Annotated in this window: 11 protein-coding genes; 5 read left to right on the forward strand and 6 right to left on the reverse strand. The window is 64.1% G+C overall.

Annotated features, from left to right (window positions below; genetic code table 11):
* The first annotated feature begins 107 nt into the window (after positions 1 to 107).
* Both ACYQ00_RS13315 and ACYQ00_RS13320 read left to right on the forward strand, forming a co-directional pair.
* On the forward strand, positions 108 to 719 hold the full coding sequence (locus ACYQ00_RS13315) for a YkgJ family cysteine cluster protein (protein WP_460032629.1): 612 nt from the start codon (positions 108 to 110) through the stop codon (positions 717 to 719).
* Between the two features lie 81 nt (positions 720 to 800).
* Positions 801 to 3,350: a penicillin-binding protein 1A gene (locus ACYQ00_RS13320; protein ID WP_460032630.1), complete on the forward strand. Its 2,550-nt coding sequence runs from the start codon at positions 801 to 803 to the stop codon at positions 3,348 to 3,350.
* Positions 3,351 to 3,414: 64 nt separating this feature from the next.
* On the opposite strand, the gene ACYQ00_RS13325 is transcribed toward ACYQ00_RS13320, so the two are convergent.
* From ACYQ00_RS13325 to ACYQ00_RS13345, 5 genes are all read right to left on the reverse strand, one after another.
* Positions 3,415 to 5,874, reverse strand: a complete 2,460-nt coding sequence (locus tag ACYQ00_RS13325; protein WP_460032631.1) for a Lon protease family protein — start codon at positions 5,872 to 5,874, stop codon at positions 3,415 to 3,417.
* A gap of 65 nt (positions 5,875 to 5,939) precedes the next feature.
* Positions 5,940 to 6,503 carry a Fur family transcriptional regulator gene (locus tag ACYQ00_RS13330; protein ID WP_460032632.1) on the reverse strand — a complete coding sequence of 188 codons (564 nt, stop codon included), beginning with the start codon at positions 6,501 to 6,503 and terminating at the stop codon, positions 5,940 to 5,942.
* 21 nt (positions 6,504 to 6,524) lie between these two features.
* Positions 6,525 to 7,661, reverse strand: coding sequence for a GspE/PulE/PilB domain-containing protein (locus ACYQ00_RS13335; RefSeq protein ID WP_460032633.1), 1,137 nt, complete (start codon positions 7,659 to 7,661; stop codon positions 6,525 to 6,527).
* A 31-nt stretch (positions 7,662 to 7,692) separates the two neighbouring features.
* Positions 7,693 to 8,049 carry a hypothetical protein gene (locus ACYQ00_RS13340; RefSeq protein WP_460032634.1) on the reverse strand — a complete coding sequence of 119 codons (357 nt, stop codon included), beginning with the start codon at positions 8,047 to 8,049 and terminating at the stop codon, positions 7,693 to 7,695.
* A gap of 251 nt (positions 8,050 to 8,300) precedes the next feature.
* On the reverse strand, positions 8,301 to 9,344 hold the full coding sequence (locus ACYQ00_RS13345; protein ID WP_460032635.1) for a FlgO family outer membrane protein: 1,044 nt from the start codon (positions 9,342 to 9,344) through the stop codon (positions 8,301 to 8,303).
* 323 nt (positions 9,345 to 9,667) lie between these two features.
* Between ACYQ00_RS13345 and nifJ the strand changes: the two genes are divergently transcribed.
* The 3 genes from nifJ to ACYQ00_RS13360 all read left to right on the forward strand — a co-directional run bounded on the left by nifJ (position 9,668) and on the right by ACYQ00_RS13360 (position 15,359).
* A complete protein-coding gene (gene nifJ / locus ACYQ00_RS13350) occupies positions 9,668 to 13,309 on the forward strand; it encodes a pyruvate:ferredoxin (flavodoxin) oxidoreductase (RefSeq protein WP_460032636.1) in 3,642 nt (1,213 codons plus the stop codon).
* 91 nt (positions 13,310 to 13,400) lie between these two features.
* Entirely contained in the window at positions 13,401 to 14,294 is an 894-nt protein-coding gene (locus ACYQ00_RS13355) for a hypothetical protein (RefSeq protein ID WP_460032637.1), read from the forward strand.
* 27 nt (positions 14,295 to 14,321) lie between these two features.
* The gene (locus ACYQ00_RS13360; RefSeq protein WP_460032638.1) at positions 14,322 to 15,359 is read left to right on the forward strand and encodes a glycosyltransferase WbsX family protein; all 1,038 of its coding nucleotides are present in this window, start codon (positions 14,322 to 14,324) and stop codon (positions 15,357 to 15,359) included.
* A 32-nt stretch (positions 15,360 to 15,391) separates the two neighbouring features.
* Here ACYQ00_RS13360 and ACYQ00_RS13365 read toward each other — a convergent pair whose 3' ends face one another.
* Positions 15,392 to 16,057, reverse strand: a complete 666-nt coding sequence (locus tag ACYQ00_RS13365; protein ID WP_460032639.1) for a LysE family translocator — start codon at positions 16,055 to 16,057, stop codon at positions 15,392 to 15,394.
* Between the last annotated feature and the right edge of the window lie 29 nt (positions 16,058 to 16,086).

The following is a 16,086-nucleotide window of genomic DNA, read 5'->3' on the forward strand; positions in this document are numbered from 1 at the left end:
CAAGCACATATCATGGGGGGATGAACAGGGACGGGATGGCCTCTTCCCCGAAGCACATTCGCGTCAGGCCGTCTCAGGCCCGTCCCGCAGCCGCGACAGGACCAGTCTTGCCCAACGCATCCGACTCCGCCATTTCTCCTGCCCGTTTCACCCGCGATACCGTCTGCACCCGTTGCGCCGGCCATGGGGCCACCTGCTGCCGCCTGGATCCCGGCGGCTCCGGGCTGTGCTTTCCCGTGTCGGTGATGGAGTGGGAGCGCATTCTGGATGTGGTGGGCGGCATGCGTGGGGCCTTTGTGCAGGAGCCGAACACCGCGCCATTTGTGGATGCCCTGCGCCGTCTGTTTCCGGGCGAGGGCCGCGTGGTGGAGGGGCTTTTTCCACCGCACAAGTTTCATCTGCGGCTGGCCACCACGGCGTCCGGGGATTGCGTGTTCCTGGGCAGCAGGGGGTGTGCCCTGCCCACGGAGGCGCGGCCGTATTATTGTCGGCTGTTCCCGTTCTGGATGCAGGGCGAACGCATCACCATGCTTCAGGCCACCGGCTGCCAGGCTCTCCGGGAAGGAGGGACGCGGGAGGAGGTGATGGCCCTGCTGCACATGCGTGAAAGCGAGGTGCGCACCCTGCACGGCCGGCTGCGGCTGGCCTGGGGGCTGCCTCCCAAACCCGGCCAGCCCGTGCCGCCGCCGTCCTTTGCCCGGACCCGGCCGCAATCATGACGCCATAGGCGACCCAAGCCCGCATTTTGTCCCCATGGAGCGCGGCATAGCCCGTGTTCCTTCAGGAGGAAGTTTCCTGCCATGAATCGCGTTCTCAAGTTCCTGCTCGTTCTGGTCGTGGTGGCCATGCTGTTCGGGCTGACCGGTATTGCGGGGCTGTATCTGTGGGCCTCGCACGACCTGCCGCCTTTCACGACGCTCACGGACTACAGCCCGCCCCAGGCCACCACCGTGTACACCCGCCAGGGTGAGGTGCTGGGATATTTCTATCGGGAAAAACGCTTTCTGGTGCAGCTTTCGGACTGCCCTGTGCATCTGCCCCGGGCCTTTCTGGCTGCGGAGGACCAGAGTTTTTACCAGCACCCCGGCGTGGATCTGTCGGCCATCCTCCGGGCCATGATCCGCAACCTCATGGCCGGCGAGATCCGCCAGGGCGGTTCCACCATCACCCAGCAGGTCATCAAACAGCTGGTCCTGTCGCCGGAGAAGAGCTTTGAGCGCAAGATCAAGGAAGCCATCATCGCCTATCGCCTGGAGAAATACCTGAGCAAGGACGATCTGCTTTCCATTTACATGAATCATATTTATCTCGGCGCGGGAGCCTATGGGGTGGAGGCCGCGGCGCGGGCCTACTTCGGCAAGCATGTGGGCGAGCTGACCCTGGCGGAATCCGCCATCCTCGCCGGCCTGCCCAAGGCGCCGTCAGAGTACGATCCTTACCGCAATCCGGACAAGGCGCGCACGCGGCAGGAATACGTCCTCGGCCGGCTCCTGGAGCTGGGCTGGGTGACCCAGGCCGAATACGACGAGGCCATGGCCCAGCCCCTGAACTACCACCGCATGGAAGACCCCTCCTGGAAGGTCGGGCCGTATTATCTGGAAGAAGTCCGCCGCTGGCTGGTGGATGCGCTTTCGGAAAAGAACCTTTCCCGCCAGGGTGTGACCCAGCCCAAGTACGGCGAGGACGCGGTGTACGAATCCGGCCTGCAGGTGGTGGTGGGCCTGGATATGACCCACCAGCGCGCCGCCGAGGAGGCCATGCGCCGCGGGCTGGAGGCGTCTTCCAAGCGCCGCGGCTGGCAGGGGCCGGTCAGGCAGCTGGCGCCGCAGGAGTATGAAGGATTCCTGCAGGACCAACACATCAGGCCGGAATCCCTGGTGCATGGCGCATGGGTCCTGGCCCTGGTGACCAAGGTCGCGCCGGATGGGGCCACCGTCCGCGTGGGGCCGTTTCAGGGACGCATCAGCGTGAAGACCATGGCCTGGTGTCGCAAGCCCAATCCGGAAGTGAATTTCGAGGCCGCCGGCCAGATCAAGGACGCCACGCGCGTGCTGGCCGTGGGCGACGTGGTCTGGGCCTCGGTGGTGGATCCCAAACAGCCGGCCAAGGCTGTGGAAATGCACGTGGAAGGTTCGGCCGCACCCCGTGCCGCCACGCCGCCCGTGGACGCCAGACAGGGCCTGACCCTGGCCCTGGAACAACGGCCCAAGGTACAGGGGGCCCTCGTTTCCCTGGAGCCGAAAAACGGCGAGGTCCGGGCGCTGGTGGGCGGCTATTCCTTTGAGGAAAGCCACTTCAACCGCGCCACCCAGGCCATCCGGCAGCCAGGTTCGTCCTTCAAGCCCATCGTCTATTCCGCCGCGTTGGACAACGGCTTCACCCCGGCTTCCATCGTGCTGGACTCGCCGGCGGAATACCGCTTTGGCAATCAGGTCTGGCGGCCAGGGAACTTCGAGGGCAAATTCTTCGGCCCCACCCTGTTGCGCACGGCGCTGGTCAAGTCCCGCAATCTGGTGACCATCCGCGTGGCCGAGCGCATCGGCATCGATACGGTCATCAAACGCGCCAAGGCCCTGGGGCTGGAGGGAGATTTTCCGAATAATCTGGCCGTCTCCCTGGGGGCCACGGCGGTGCGGCCCATCAACCTCTGCCAGGCCTACACGGCCTTTGCCCGTCCGGACGGAGCCACCATCGCCCCCCGGCTGGTGCTGGTGGTGCGCGACGCCTGGGGGCGCAACCTCATGGTGCCGCAACCCCGCATCACTCCGGCCATTTCCCCACAAAATGCCTATGTCATGGCCTCCATGCTCAAGGACGTGGTCCAGTATGGCACCGGCCGCAAGGCCACGGCCCTGGGGCGGCCCATCGCGGGCAAGACCGGCACGGCCAATGACGAAAAAGATGCCTGGTTCATGGGGTTCTCGCCCTCGCTGCTGACCGGGGTCTGGGTGGGGTTTGATCAGGTTGCGGCCATGGGCCGGCTGGAAACCGGCGGCCGGGCCGCCCTGCCCATCTTCGTCTCCTACCGCCTGGCTGTGGAGAATCAGTACCCTGCGGCAGATTTTCCCATGCCCGAGGGGGTGGTCATGGCCAGCGTGTCGGAAAGCACGGGCATGCCCGTGCCCAGCACCGCGCCGGACAGCCTCATCCTGCCCTTCATCGCCGGTACCGAACCGCAGGTAGCACCAGACGACACGGACTACGACACGAACTACGCCGACTTTTCCGGCCAGCCTGTGGCCAACACTGCCGGGGGCAATGTCTCGGACAGCGCGGATGACGAGGAAGCCCCGCCTCCCACCCCCCGCCCCAAAGCCTCGGGCGAGGAACTGTTCAAGCAGCTGTTTTAGCAAAAAACGAGGGCGCCTTTCCGTAAGAAAGGCGCCCTCGGCGTTTGTGTGAGACGCGCGGTGCTTACCGGCGGCTTTCGTATTCCCTGGCCATCTTGGCCAGGGCGGCGAGGCGTTTGTCCACGCGGTCGTAGAGGCTGTCCCTGGTGAAGCCGCCGTCCTTGCGGGGCTTGCCGGCGGGGATGCCGGTGAGCAGCTCCAGGGCGTCCTCGATGCTGGAAACGGGGTAGACATGGAAGGCCCCGGCGCGCACGGCCTCCAGGACCTCTTCCGACAGCATCAGGTGGACGATGTTGTCCGCCGGCAGGAGCACGCCCTGCTCGCCGGTCAGCCCCCGGCGTTTGCAGACCTTGAAGAATCCCTCCACCTTGCGGGTGACGCCGCCCACAGCCAGGATGCCGCCGGACTGGCTGACTGCGCCGGTGAACGCCAAAGAGAGATTCAGCGGCGCGCCGGAAAGGGCCGAGAGCAGGGCGGCCAGCTCCGCGCCCGAGGCCGAATCCCCCTCCACATGGGCGTAGCTCTGTTCGAAACAGAGGCTGCCCGTGAGCACCAGGGGCTTGTCCTGGGCAAAGAGGGAGACAAGGTAGCTCTTGAGGATCATCATGGCCTTGGTGTGGATGGGCCCGCCCAGTTCGGCCTCGCGCTCCAGGTCCACAATGCCGCCATGCCCCACGCCCACGGTGGCGCTGATCTGATGCGGCAGGCCGATCTCATAGTCGCCGTACCAGGTGACGGAGAGCCCGTTCACAGTGCCCACACGGGAGCCAGAGGTGGAGACCTTGATCAGCTCCCGGTCGTATTCCTCCATGAATTCTTCTTCGTAGAGGTTGGAGCGGTATTCCTTGGCCTGGATGGCCCGGGCCAGGATGGCGCCATCCACCATGCGTGCGCCGTCCATGCGGGCCAGGGCCGAGGCTTCGAGCATGCGCTCGCGCAGGAGCGGCAGCTTGAGGGAGAGTTTTCGCTGATCTTCGGCCAGCACCGAGCCGTAATCCACCAGCTGGGCCAGGGCATGCCGGTCGAAGGGCAGCAGGTTCGCCTCGTGAATGATGCGGGCCAGACTGGCCAGATACTGCTTGATGGACTTGCCGTCGCGGGGGATGCGTTCCTGCAGGTGGGCCTTGACCTTGAAGAATTTGTGGAAGCGGTCGTCGTGATGCAGCAGGGCCTCGTAGGCTTCGTCGCCGCCAATGAGCACGACCTTGACGTCCAGGACCAGAGGCTCGGGCTCGATGGTCTTGGTGCGGGTGGTTTCGTGCTGCTCCGCGGGGTCCTCGATTTTGGCCAGGCCGGAACGCAGGGCGCGCAAGAGGCCTTCCCAGGCGCCGGCATGCTGGAGGATATCTTCCACATGCAGGACAAGAAAGCCGCCCTGGGCCTTGTGAATGGCGCCGGATTTGATCAGGGAGAAGTCGGCCACCAGCGCGCCCATCTCGGCCTCGCGCTCCACGCACCCCAGGAGGTTGGAGAGGGTGGGGTGATCCTCGATGATCACGGGCGCGCCCTGGGTGTCGGCATTGTCCACGAAGACGTTGATTTCATAGCGCAGGAAGAAGTCTTCCAGGGAAGGCGGCAGGCCATCGAACCCCAGGCTGCCGGCCACGCCCCCGGCCTGCGGGGGGCGCTCCTGGGCTGCGCTGTCCCGCGGGGCCACCAGATCCAGGTTCTCGATCACATCACGCTCAATGCCCTCAAAAAAATCGTCCAGCTCTTTGTTTTTCCACTCTTTTTTCAGGCGGTCGCGCAGGGGGTGGAGGTGCTCGGCCAGCACCTCGCGCAGGGTGTCCTCGTCCAGGGTGCGTTCCTGTTCGCGCACATCGCGTTCTTCCAGGAACATTTTGCGCATGTGGCCGTTCATGGCGTGCATGAGGGTGTCACTGCGCTGCTTGATGGCCTTGCGGGTGGTGGGGTCCAGGCGCTGGTATTCGTCCTGGGAAAGGACTTTGCCTTCCATCAGGGGGTAGATGGTGTAGCCGCCTTCATCGTCGATATCCAGGTTGAAGCCCTGGGACGAGGCGTCCTGGGCCATTTGCTCCAGGAGTTCGTCGCGGGCGATCTGCAGGCCGTCGGTGATGGCCTTGCGGCGGTTGAAGTAGGTCTCGTGCTCGAACTTGGCCGGAATATCACGCTTGATGCGCGTGAAGGCCTGGGCCAGCTCCTGCTTGAGCAGTTTGCCGCCGCCGGGGGGCAGGCTGATGAGCCTGGGCTTGTCCACGTCGTCAAAATTGGTGACGTAGATGAGATCCGGCGGGGTGGGCCGCTTTTTGGCGTGCGGGGTGAGGAAATCCCGGACCAGATAAGTACGGCCGAGGTTGGCCTCGCCGCAGAGGTAAATGTTGTACCCGCGGTCGTTGATGGCCAGGCCGAGCTGCATGGCGTCCAACGCTCGCGGCTGGGCCTTGGGCTGGGTGTCGGACGGCTTGCCGTTGAGGGCAATCACGGTGGAGTCGTCACAGGGGAGCTTGGCCGGATCAAGCCAGGCGCGCAGGCGTTCGGCGGGCAAAGGGCGAGGCATGGTCATAATGAAAAAAGGCTCCTTGTTGCCCCTCCAGTACGCCAGATGCAAGACCCTGTCGAGGGCGGGCGTTATTCTTTGGAATGCTTGGAAAGCTGGGGGGCTTGCGCCTGGCAGGCCGGGCACAGGCCGTAAAAATCCAGCCGGAAGGTGGCCACGGCAAAGCCGGTTTCCGCTGCCAGCTGGCTGGCCATGCGTTCCAGGGCGGCGCGCTGGGTGTCTGGGGACTCTGGATCCAGGATGGTCCCGCAGCGGGTGCAGATGAGATGCGGATGCGGCAGGGGATGCACGCCGTCATAGCGGTTGTCCTGCTCGCTGAACCCAAGCTCCAGGACCTCGCCGGCCTGTTTGAGCAGGGTGACGGTTTTGTAGACCGTGGCCAGGCTGGTGTTGGGATACTGTTCCAGGACACGCTGATGCAGCTGCTCCACGGAGGGGTGGTCGTGGCGCGCCGCCAGCTCGCGCAGAATGGCCATGCGCTGCGGGGTGAGGCGGTGGCCGATGGATTTGAGACGGGTAAGCATCTCCTGCAGCCGCCTCTCGGCCCTGGCCGTGGATTTCGCCGGGCCGGAAGAACCAGCCGGGCCGGAACGCCCGGAGCCGGGACTGGTGCCGGAGGGGTGTTTCTGGTCCATGAAAATCGCCACGCGCGCCGGCTAGCGCCAGGGGTCCCGCGTTTGGATGTTCAGGGCCGTCACCAGCCGGGGTTCTTCCTCCAGCACGGCCAGCCCGAGCATCAGGGCCGCGCGGATGACCTCTTCCCGCTCGTAGCTCACGCCGGCCACGGCCTGGATGCGCCGGGCAATGGCCGCATCCTGCAGACGGATGTCCGGCGTCTGCTCCGCAGCGGTGGCGGATGGCGCCGTGGCGGCAGCGTCCACCACCTCCACGGGCAGGGCTTCCACTTCGGGGATGGCGTCCAGCGTGTCGATGAGGGTCAGTTCCGGCTGGCCAGACTCGCCAGGAGCCAGGGCCGCGCCGGTGTTGACGGCCATTTCCTGCAGCAGGCCGGACATGGAGACGGAATAGGCATCCAGATCCAGCGGCAGGGCCGTGGAGCCTGCGGCATGGTGGGGCGCGGCCGGGGTGCGGCCGGCTTTGTCCATCAGACTGCCATTTTGTCCTGCCGCCAAGCCCTGGGGTGAGGCATAGGCGCCGGGGGCCTGGATGGCGTCCATGTCGATGGGCAGGCTCAGGGTCAGCTCGCCAGAGGGCATGGCCGGCGTTGTTTGAACGTCAGGCCCAGGAGCGGGCGTGGCGGATTCGGCCGGCTGGTCAAGATGGATCAGGGCCTGCCCTAAAAGTTGCTCCTGCACCGCGGCAAGCTGGGATTTGGTGCAGATGAGTGGCTCCACATCCAGGCCGGTGGCAAAGACGATGTCATCCACCGCCTGCATGTCCGTGGGGTCCAGCATGGCCACGTACAGGATCTCTCCCTGACGGGTGACCGGGCACAGCTGGCGCTGCACCAGCAGCTCGCGGGGCAGCAGCTCGCGCAGCCGGGTATCCGGAATGTGCCGCTGCGGATTGAACATCTCCACCTTGAGCTGGTAGCTGATGGCTTTGACCAGGTGGATTTCCTTGATGACCTTCTGCAGCACCAGGTATTGCCCCAGCCGCATGTTCTGGCGGCGGGCCTCGTCCAGGGCCTGATTGCGCACTTCCGGACTGATAAGTCTGGCGGTGACCAGCAGTTCCCCCAGCCGCCGGCGCGGCAAAGCGCCAGTGGACGGGCCGGCGGGTGAGCCCTGGGAGCTGGGCTGGGCGACAGGCGAGGAAGGCTTTGACGTCATGTCCGACTCCGGCAACGGATATTGAGCGATGCTAATAGCGGGATTGTCTCTGGCATTGCTGCAGCGCTGCATTGCACTGGTTGATGCACAGGGCCTTTTGCGAGGGGTTGATGAAGTTGTTGCAAGAGGCCATGCAGGTATTGTAGTTGGCATTGCAGACATTGATGCGATTGTTGTATTGCCTGCGGCTCGGGGGCGGGGGGGCGCCATACGTCTCGCCAGGCAGGACAATGACCGCCGGTGGGGGCGGGGCTGGCCGATACACATACGGTTCATCCACCACCACGGCAGTACAACCAGTCAGGACCGCCAGCAACAGCAGCGCGGCCGTCAGCGTCTTCAGGGCAGGTGCGGTGCGGAACAGGGGCATCAGGGGTATGGGGCGCATGGGGCCTCCTTGCCGGAGCATGCTCAGGCAGCGCGCAATGAGGATGACGTGACGGTAATATAGCCAGCAACGGCCGGCCGCGTGGACGGCGCATTGCCTCACTTCCCATCTACCTAGCAGAGCAGGCAGAATCTGTACAGCGTCTTGGTCAAAATTCTGCACCGCTGTAGTCCGAAATGTGTCGGGAAGGCGCACGTCCATGGCACCGGCCTGCCCTGCCGGGTGGTGGCGGAAGTGGCCTAGCCGCCTCCTTACTGACGGGCGGTGACTTCCAGTTCGGACAGCGCCGCCCGCTTCCAGCGCCGGCCGGGGTGCACGGACACGATGTGCAGCTTGATCCACTCCACCTGTGCATCCACCCGCACCACGGGCTGCCAGAGGAAGGAATCGGTCAGGCTGGTGCGGAGGGTGCGGCCTGTGGAGAGCTCCACATCCAGCTCCTTGATGCGGCTATACTGTTGAAAAAGCAGCGGCGCGGCCAGGCCATTGACGCACTGCACCTCGGTCACAAAGGTAGGCTTGCCGAAGGAGAGCTGCAGCCATTCGCCGGGTCCGCCCTCGCTGCCACCTTCCATCCAGGCTGTGGTGGGGTCGCCGTCAATGACATTGCCGGGCTCGAAGCTGGCCTCCTGGGTGGGCGCCTCGAACGACGAGGCCGACACCGCCAAGCCCGCTGCGGGCAGGGGCCGGGCCTCCTGGGCGGACGCCACGGCAGCGGCCGCAAGCGGCGCGGCCGCCTGCGGTTCCGCGGGCGGACCGGGCTGGGGCGCGGTATGCCCGGGCTCAGGTGTGGGCTCTGGCGCGGTCTCCTGTGCCGGGGCGGGTCTGGCCGGGTTGCTGACGGTGGCGTTGAGCAGGGAGCGGGCGTCGGGAGTGGCGGTCACGGCCAGGGCTTCGGCCATTTTTTCCAGCACCTCTTCCACCGCCTCGGAAATGGAGGGCAGGGTGTCCTTGGCAAAGGCCTTGTCCGCCAGGATAACCCGACCATCGGCCACGTTGATCAGCCGGGCGTCGAGGCGGAGGTCTCCACGATATTCGGACACAGCGCCGGAAAGCACGGCATCGGCATTGACCATGCGGCCGATCTTCTGGGCTGCCGAGCCAGAAAGGCCGGTATCCCCGAATTCCATTTCCGCCAGCACGCCTTCCAGCACGCTGCGTTCCACCACCTGAAACACCCCGCTGCGCACAGCCTCGGTGGTGAAAATTTCCGTGACCATCCGGCCGCGGTGGGTGGTGGCGTTGGCCGAAACGCGCGCCCCTTCACCCAGAAATTCAAAGGCCAGAATGGCCACAGTGCGCGGCCGGCTGGCCGCGGAGAAGGCCTGGCCCGGGCCTGCCTGCAGTACAGCGCATGTGCAAAAAAGAACTATGAAAATGGCTTGAACGCAACAGGGCAAGATTTTTGAAGACATGAGGAGCCTCATTTGAAACGGAGCGGGACGCGTCTTCACAAAAGGGACGCCCTTGGGGTATGCTTCACGGCCTGGAGATGGTCAAGGGGCATGTTCAAAAAAATTGATTCATCAAACAAGATTCTGATTGATGAATCAAACAGTGTCGTGTAAGTACCAACGAATTTCACCCCGCACCACTCAACCTCACACAGGAGCGTTCGATGGCCCAGCGCACCCAGACCATGGACGGCAACACTGCCGCAACGCACGTCGCTTATGCGATGAGCGAGGCGGCCGCCATCTACCCCATCACCCCTTCTTCCACGATGGCCGAACTGGCGGATGAAATCGCCGTCACCGGCCGCAAGAACATTTTCGGCCAGGTGCTGGACGTGCGGACCATGCAGTCCGAGGCTGGCGCGGCCGGCGCGGTTCATGGCTCCCTGGTTGCCGGGGCGCTGACCACCACGTTCACCGCCTCCCAGGGCCTGCTGCTGATGATCCCCAACATGTACAAGATCGCCGGCGAACTGCTGCCCGGTGTCTTCCATGTGTCTGCCCGCGCGCTGGCCTCCCACGCGCTGTCGATCTTTGGGGACCATCAGGACGTCATGGCCTGCCGGCAGACCGGGTTTGCCCAGCTGTGCTCCTCTTCCGTGCAGGAAGTCATGGACCTGGCCCTGGTGGCCCACCTGGCCGCCATCGAGTCCAGCGTGCCGTTCCTGCACTTCTTTGACGGCTTCCGGACCTCCCACGAAATCCAGAAGATCAACGTCATTGAATATGACGACATGAAGAAGCTGGTGAACTGGGACAAGGTCAAGGCCTTCAAGGACCGGGCCATGAACCCCGAGCATCCGCACATCCGCGGCACCGCCCAGAACCCGGACATTTACTTCCAGGCTGCCGAAGCGTCCAATCCCTACCACAAGGCCCTGGCGCACATCGTGCCCATGTGCATGGAAAAGGTCGCCTCCATCACCGGCCGCTCTTACAAGCCCTTCGATTACGTGGGTCATCCGGAAGCCGACCGCGTCATCGTGGCCATGGGTTCCGCCTGCGAAACCATTGAAGAAGTGGTCAACCGCCTCAATGACGAAGGCCAGGCCGTGGGCCTGATCAAGGTCCGGCTGTACCGGCCCTTCCTGCAGGACGAGTTCCTGAAGGCCCTGCCCGCCACCGCCGCCTGCGTCACCGTGCTGGACCGCACCCGCGAAGTGCAGGCCACCGGCGACCCGCTGTACCTGGACGTCTGCGCCACCTTCCTGGAAAAGGACATCCAGCCCCGCGTGGTGGCTGGCCGCTATGGCCTGGGCTCCAAGGAGTTCACCCCCTCCATGGTGCTTTCCGTGTACGAGAACATGCGCGCCGCCCAGCCCAAGACGCACTTCACCGTGGGCATCGTGGACGACGTGTCCTTCAACTCCCTGCCCCTGGGTCCGGCTTTCGACACCACCCCCAAGGGCACCGTGCAGTGCAAGTTCTGGGGCCTGGGCGCCGACGGCACCGTGGGCGCGAACAAGACTGCCATCAAGATCATCGGTGACAACACCGACATGTACGCCCAGGGCTACTTTGCGTACGACTCCAAGAAGTCCGGCGGCATCACCGTCTCCCACCTGCGCTTCGGCTCCTCGCCCATCAAGTCCACCTATCTGGTGGAAAGCGCGGACTACGTGGCCTGCCACAAGGACACCTACGTCAAGATCTATGACATTCTGGGCGACATCAAGGCCGGTGGCACCTTTGTGCTGAACTCTGCCTGGAGCCTGGAAGACATGGAACGCGAACTGCCCGCGTCCATCAAGCGCGCCATTGCCCGCAAGAAGCTCAAGTTCTTCAACATCGACGCCGTGAAGATCGCCGGTGAAGTGGGCCTGGGCGGCCGCATCAACATGATCATGCAGACGGCCTTCTTCAAGCTCGCCGGCGTGCTGCCTTTCGAGCAGGCCATCGATCTGCTGAAGACCTCCATCAAGAAGACCTACGGCAAGAAGGGCGACAAGATCGTCCAGATGAACTGGGACGCCGTGGACAAGTCCGTGGACGCCCTGCAGGAAGTGGCTTACCCCGCGACCTGGGCTGACGCCGTGGATCATCCTGCCGCTGCCAGCGACGAGCCCGAGTTCATCGCCAAGGTGATGAAGCCCATCCTGGCCCAGAAGGGCGATACCCTGCCCGTCTCCGCCTTCGAGCCCGACGGCCGCTTCCCCGTGGGCACGTCCCAGTACGAAAAGCGCGGCGTGGCCATCCTGGTGCCCGAATGGCTGTCCGAGAACTGCATCCAGTGCAACCAGTGCTCCTTTGTCTGCCCGCACAGCGCCCTGCGCCCCGTGCTGGCCACGGAAGCCGAACTGGAAGGCGCTCCCGAAGGCTTCGGCACCCTGGACGCCACCGGCAAGGAGCTCAAGGGCCTGAAGTACCGCATGCAGGTGAACACCCTGGACTGCATGGGCTGCGGCAACTGCGCAGACATCTGCCCGGCCAAGGAAAAGGCCCTGGTGATGAAGCCCATCGACACCCAGACCGCTGCCCAGGTGCCCAACTACAACTACGCCGAAGCCTCCATCAGCTACAAGGAAAACCTCCTCAAGCGCGAATCCCTCAAGGGCTCCCAGTTCATCAAGTCCATGATGGAATTCTCCGGCGCTTGCTCGGGTTGCGGCGAAACCCCGTACGTCAAGCTGCTCACCCAGCTGTTCGGCGAGCGCATGTTCGTGGCCAACGCCACGGGTTGCACCTCCATCTGGGGCGCCTCGGCACCGTCCTTCCCCTACACGACGAACACCGAAGGCTTTGGCCCGACCTGGGGCAACTCCCTGTTCGAGGACGCCGCCGAATACGGCTACGGCATGGAAATGGCCGTCTCCCAGGGCCGCGAAACCCTGGCTCTGCAGATGCGCGCCGCCATGGCCATGGACATTCCCCAGGGCCTCAAGGACGCCTTTGACGGCTGGCTGCGCAACATGAACCATGCCGAAGCCTCCAAGAGCTGGGGCGACCGCATCAAGTTCCTGCTCGGCAAGATGGGCAAGCTCTGCCCCACCCTGCAGCCCATCTGGGACCGTCGCGACCTGCTGACCAAGAAGAGCTTCTGGGTCTTCGGCGGCGACGGCTTTGCCTATGACATCGGTTACGGCGGCCTGGATCACGTCATCGCTGCCGGCCGCGATGTGAACATCCTCGTGGTGGATACCGAAGTGTACTCCAACACCGGCGGCCAGAGCTCCAAGGCGACCCCCACCGGCGCCGTGGCCAAGTTCACCGCCTCCGGCAAAAAGACCGCCAAGAAGGACATGGCCCTGATGGCCATGACCTACGGCTACGTCTACGTGGCCTCCGTCTCCATGGGCGCCAACAAGCAGCAGACCCTGAAGGCCTTCCTGGAAGCCGAAGCCTACCCCGGCCCCTCCCTCATCCTGTGCTACGCCCCCTGCATCAACCAGGGCCTGCGCAGGGGCATGGGCAAGACCCAGGAAGAAGGCAAGCAGGCCACGCTTTCCGGCTACTGGCCCCTCTTCCGCTACAACCCCTTGCTGCTGGCCGAAGGCAAGAATCCCTTCCAGCTGGATTCCAAGGCCCCGGACGGCACCATCCAGGAATTCCTGGGCGGGGAAAGCCGCTTCAGCATGCTGGAGCGCAGCCACCCCGAAGAGTCCAAGCGCCTGCGCTGCGAAATCGAAGCCCAGGTCAAGGCCCGCTTCGCCCGCCTCAAGGCCATGGCCGAAGCCCCGGTGCTGGAAGAAGCCTGCGATCTGGCCAAGGTCAGCATGCCTGCCCTGCCGGCTCCCGAGTTCTGCACCCTCTCCGAGACTGCGGAACACGCCCGGCCTGAAGAAGGCACCCCCTGCGACGTGGCCTAAGGCTGTTGCCTAACTCGTAGGATTGTCGTACTAAAAAAGGCGGTGGGGATAATCCCCACCGCCTTTTGCATTGAGGCCGCACGAGAAGACAATGGACGCACCCGCCGCACGCATACAGGCCCTGTCCGCCACCATCAATGAATCCCTGTCCGCGGGCATCGACCTGCCGGGAGACGTGCTGGCCTTTGTGGAGGGCATGGCCGGGGAAATCTCGGCCCAGGCCCTGCGCGAACTGCTGGATTCGGGCGATGCCACCGGCGAAAGCGTGCTGGATCTGGTGTTTTTTCCCGAGCGCCCCCTACGCAACCGGCTGGAGCCGCTTTTGGGAGCGGGGTTGAGTGCTCTGGAAAACGAGGCCCTGCTCGCCTTGCTGGACGCGGACCAGCAGGCCGTGCCCCTGCGTTTTCCCGATGGCGGGGTGCTGGAGCTTATTCCGCCAACCTGGGTGCTGGAACGCCTGCTCTCCCGGCTGCGGCTCACCCGGCAGGTGCCGGAGGTCATTCTGGAGCAGCTGAATGACGCCCTTGGCGAGCAGCGGGCCCTGCCGTACCGGACGCTTTTGCGGAACTCCCGCTGCGCCTGGAGCGAGGAGAACATCCTGTTTTTCCAAACCTTCCTGCGGCGCGCCAGCCTGGCACCCGGCCAGGAGGCCCGCTACACAGAGCTGTTCCAGGCTGCCCTGGCCTTCATGGATGAAGCCCCGATGGGCTGCGCCTCCTATACCGCGCTCATGGACCGCAAGCGTTTCTACCACGCCGCCCTGGAAAAGGCCCGGCAGTTCAAGGAAACCGCCCGCGGCCTGCCCATGGAAGCCCTGCTCTCCCGCGGCGTGACCCCGCCGGTGATGACCGAACAGGATGCCATGACCCGCATCCGCCTCCTGGATGCCCTGAGCCTCACGGTCTACGGCCACACCGACCCGCTGGAATCTCCCACGCACGAACATGTGCCCGTGGACCCGGACATGTTGCCGGAAGATTTCTAGCGGCCTTCGGATGGCCGAGCGCACGCCATGCCGCCTAAAGCAATCGCCTTCTATCTGCCCCAGTTCCATCGTATTCCGGAGAATGACCGCTGGTGGGGCGAGGGATTTACGGAATGGAGGAACGTGCAATCGGCAACGCCCTTGTTTCCCGGGCATTACCAGCCCCATGTCCCCCTGCCGGGGCTGGGGTATTACGATTTGTCCGACCCCAGGGTGCTTGTCCGGCAGCATCACATGGCCCTGCGCCACCAGGTTTCGGCGTTTTGTTATTATTTCTACCACTTCAAGGATACAACCCTCCTCGAAAAGCCGCTGAGGATCATTCGGTCCACTCCGGATATCCCCAATGAGTACTGTTTGTGCTGGGCCAATGCGCCCTGGACCCGGGCCTGGTATGGGCAGAACAAGGAAGTGCTCATTGAACAGGAGTATTCCGCGGCACATGCCCAGCGCTTTATGGAGCACGTGCTGCACTATTTGCAGGATCCGCGATATATCAAGATAGAAAACCGGCCGCTGTTACTGGTGTATGAGCCAGAGCGCATCCCCATCATCAAGGAATACAGCCGTATCTGGAATATGGTGGCCAGGGGGAATGGCTTTGACGGAGTGTATCTTGTTGCCGTGGAAGCGCTGGAACAGGGGCAGGACCCTGCAGTGTACGGGTTTCAGGCTGCAGTGGAGTTTGCGCCAGACTGGCTTTGTACGGGCGGGATGTTAAAAAAACAGGCAGGCCCCCGCCAGTTCGACTACCAGCACACCGTGAAGCAGATGATCCTGAAGCCTCGGTCGCCATACCCTCGCATGCGCTGCGTCTTTCCTTCCTGGGACAATACGCCGCGGTACAAAAAGGCCAGTGTGGTTTTTACCAACACCTCCATCGGGGCCTTCAAGCTGCACTGCGAGTTTGCCAGAAAGTTCACCGAGGTGCACCTGCCGCAATCGCTCCAGTATGTCTTCATCAATGCCTGGAACGAATGGGGCGAGGGCTGCCATTTGGAGCCGGACGAACGGCACGGCACCCAATATCTGGAAGTGGTGAAGGAAGTATTCTCTTCGCGCTAACGGGCAGTGTCCCTAGCCCTTGGAGGCTTTGCCTAGGCTTTGTCCAGGGCCAGCCTGATTCCAAAATACAGGAAGACACCTCCCACGGCGCGGTTGCACCACCGGACCAGTCCGCCAGAAGACGAACCCTGCCCGGTGCGCGCAAGCCGCGTGGCCACTCGCGCCGCGCTCCAGCCCACAACAAGATTTACGCCCGTGCCGTTGAGGGTGAACAGGAGCCCCAGAACCAGAAAGGCCAGGGCGGTACGCGGACTGCCAGGGTCGATGAACTGTGGCAGAAAAGCCAAAAAGAACAAGGCCACCTTGGGGTTGAGGGCGTTGGTGCAAAAGCCCTGCGCAAAGACCCGGCCCAGGGGCATGGCCGGTCGGGCCGGCGAGCTGTCGGCCGAAGGGTGCGTGGTTTTGGCCTGGGATCTGGCCAGCAACATCCCCATTCCCACATACACCAGATAGGCCGCGCCAACGAGTTTGAGCCCGGTGAAGGCTGTGGCCGAGGCCGCCAGCAGGGCGGAAAGGCCCAGGGCGGCCGCAGTGATGTGCACCAGGCAGCCTGCGCCCACGCCCAGGGCGGCCACCATGCCGGCCCGCGCACCCTGGGTCGAGCTGCGACCGATGATGTACAGCATGTCCGGCCCGGGGGTGATGTTCAGGAGCAGGCCCGAGGCGATGAAGAGCGGAAGATCGTGTATGCCAAGCATGGCCAATCGTAAAGTTGGTCCTCCAAAAA

It is taken from the genome of Megalodesulfovibrio paquesii, assembly GCF_054653055.1.

What these genes read in the sequence shown, in the direction of transcription:
- ACYQ00_RS13365 (WP_460032639.1), bottom strand. Translation starts at nt 16,057, where the DNA reads ATGCTTGGCATACACGATCTTCCGCTCTTCATCGCCTCGGGCCTGCTC.
- ACYQ00_RS13340 (WP_460032634.1), bottom strand. Translation starts at nt 8,049, where the DNA reads ATGCGCCCCATACCCCTGATGCCCCTGTTCCGCACCGCACCTGCCCTG.
- ACYQ00_RS13360 (WP_460032638.1), top strand. Translation starts at nt 14,322, where the DNA reads ATGCCGCCTAAAGCAATCGCCTTCTATCTGCCCCAGTTCCATCGTATT.
- ACYQ00_RS13320 (WP_460032630.1), top strand. Translation starts at nt 801, where the DNA reads ATGAATCGCGTTCTCAAGTTCCTGCTCGTTCTGGTCGTGGTGGCCATG.
- nifJ (WP_460032636.1), top strand. Translation starts at nt 9,668, where the DNA reads ATGGCCCAGCGCACCCAGACCATGGACGGCAACACTGCCGCAACGCAC.
- ACYQ00_RS13335 (WP_460032633.1), bottom strand. Translation starts at nt 7,661, where the DNA reads ATGACGTCAAAGCCTTCCTCGCCTGTCGCCCAGCCCAGCTCCCAGGGC.
- ACYQ00_RS13325 (WP_460032631.1), bottom strand. Translation starts at nt 5,874, where the DNA reads ATGACCATGCCTCGCCCTTTGCCCGCCGAACGCCTGCGCGCCTGGCTT.
- ACYQ00_RS13330 (WP_460032632.1), bottom strand. Translation starts at nt 6,503, where the DNA reads ATGGACCAGAAACACCCCTCCGGCACCAGTCCCGGCTCCGGGCGTTCC.
- ACYQ00_RS13355 (WP_460032637.1), top strand. Translation starts at nt 13,401, where the DNA reads ATGGACGCACCCGCCGCACGCATACAGGCCCTGTCCGCCACCATCAAT.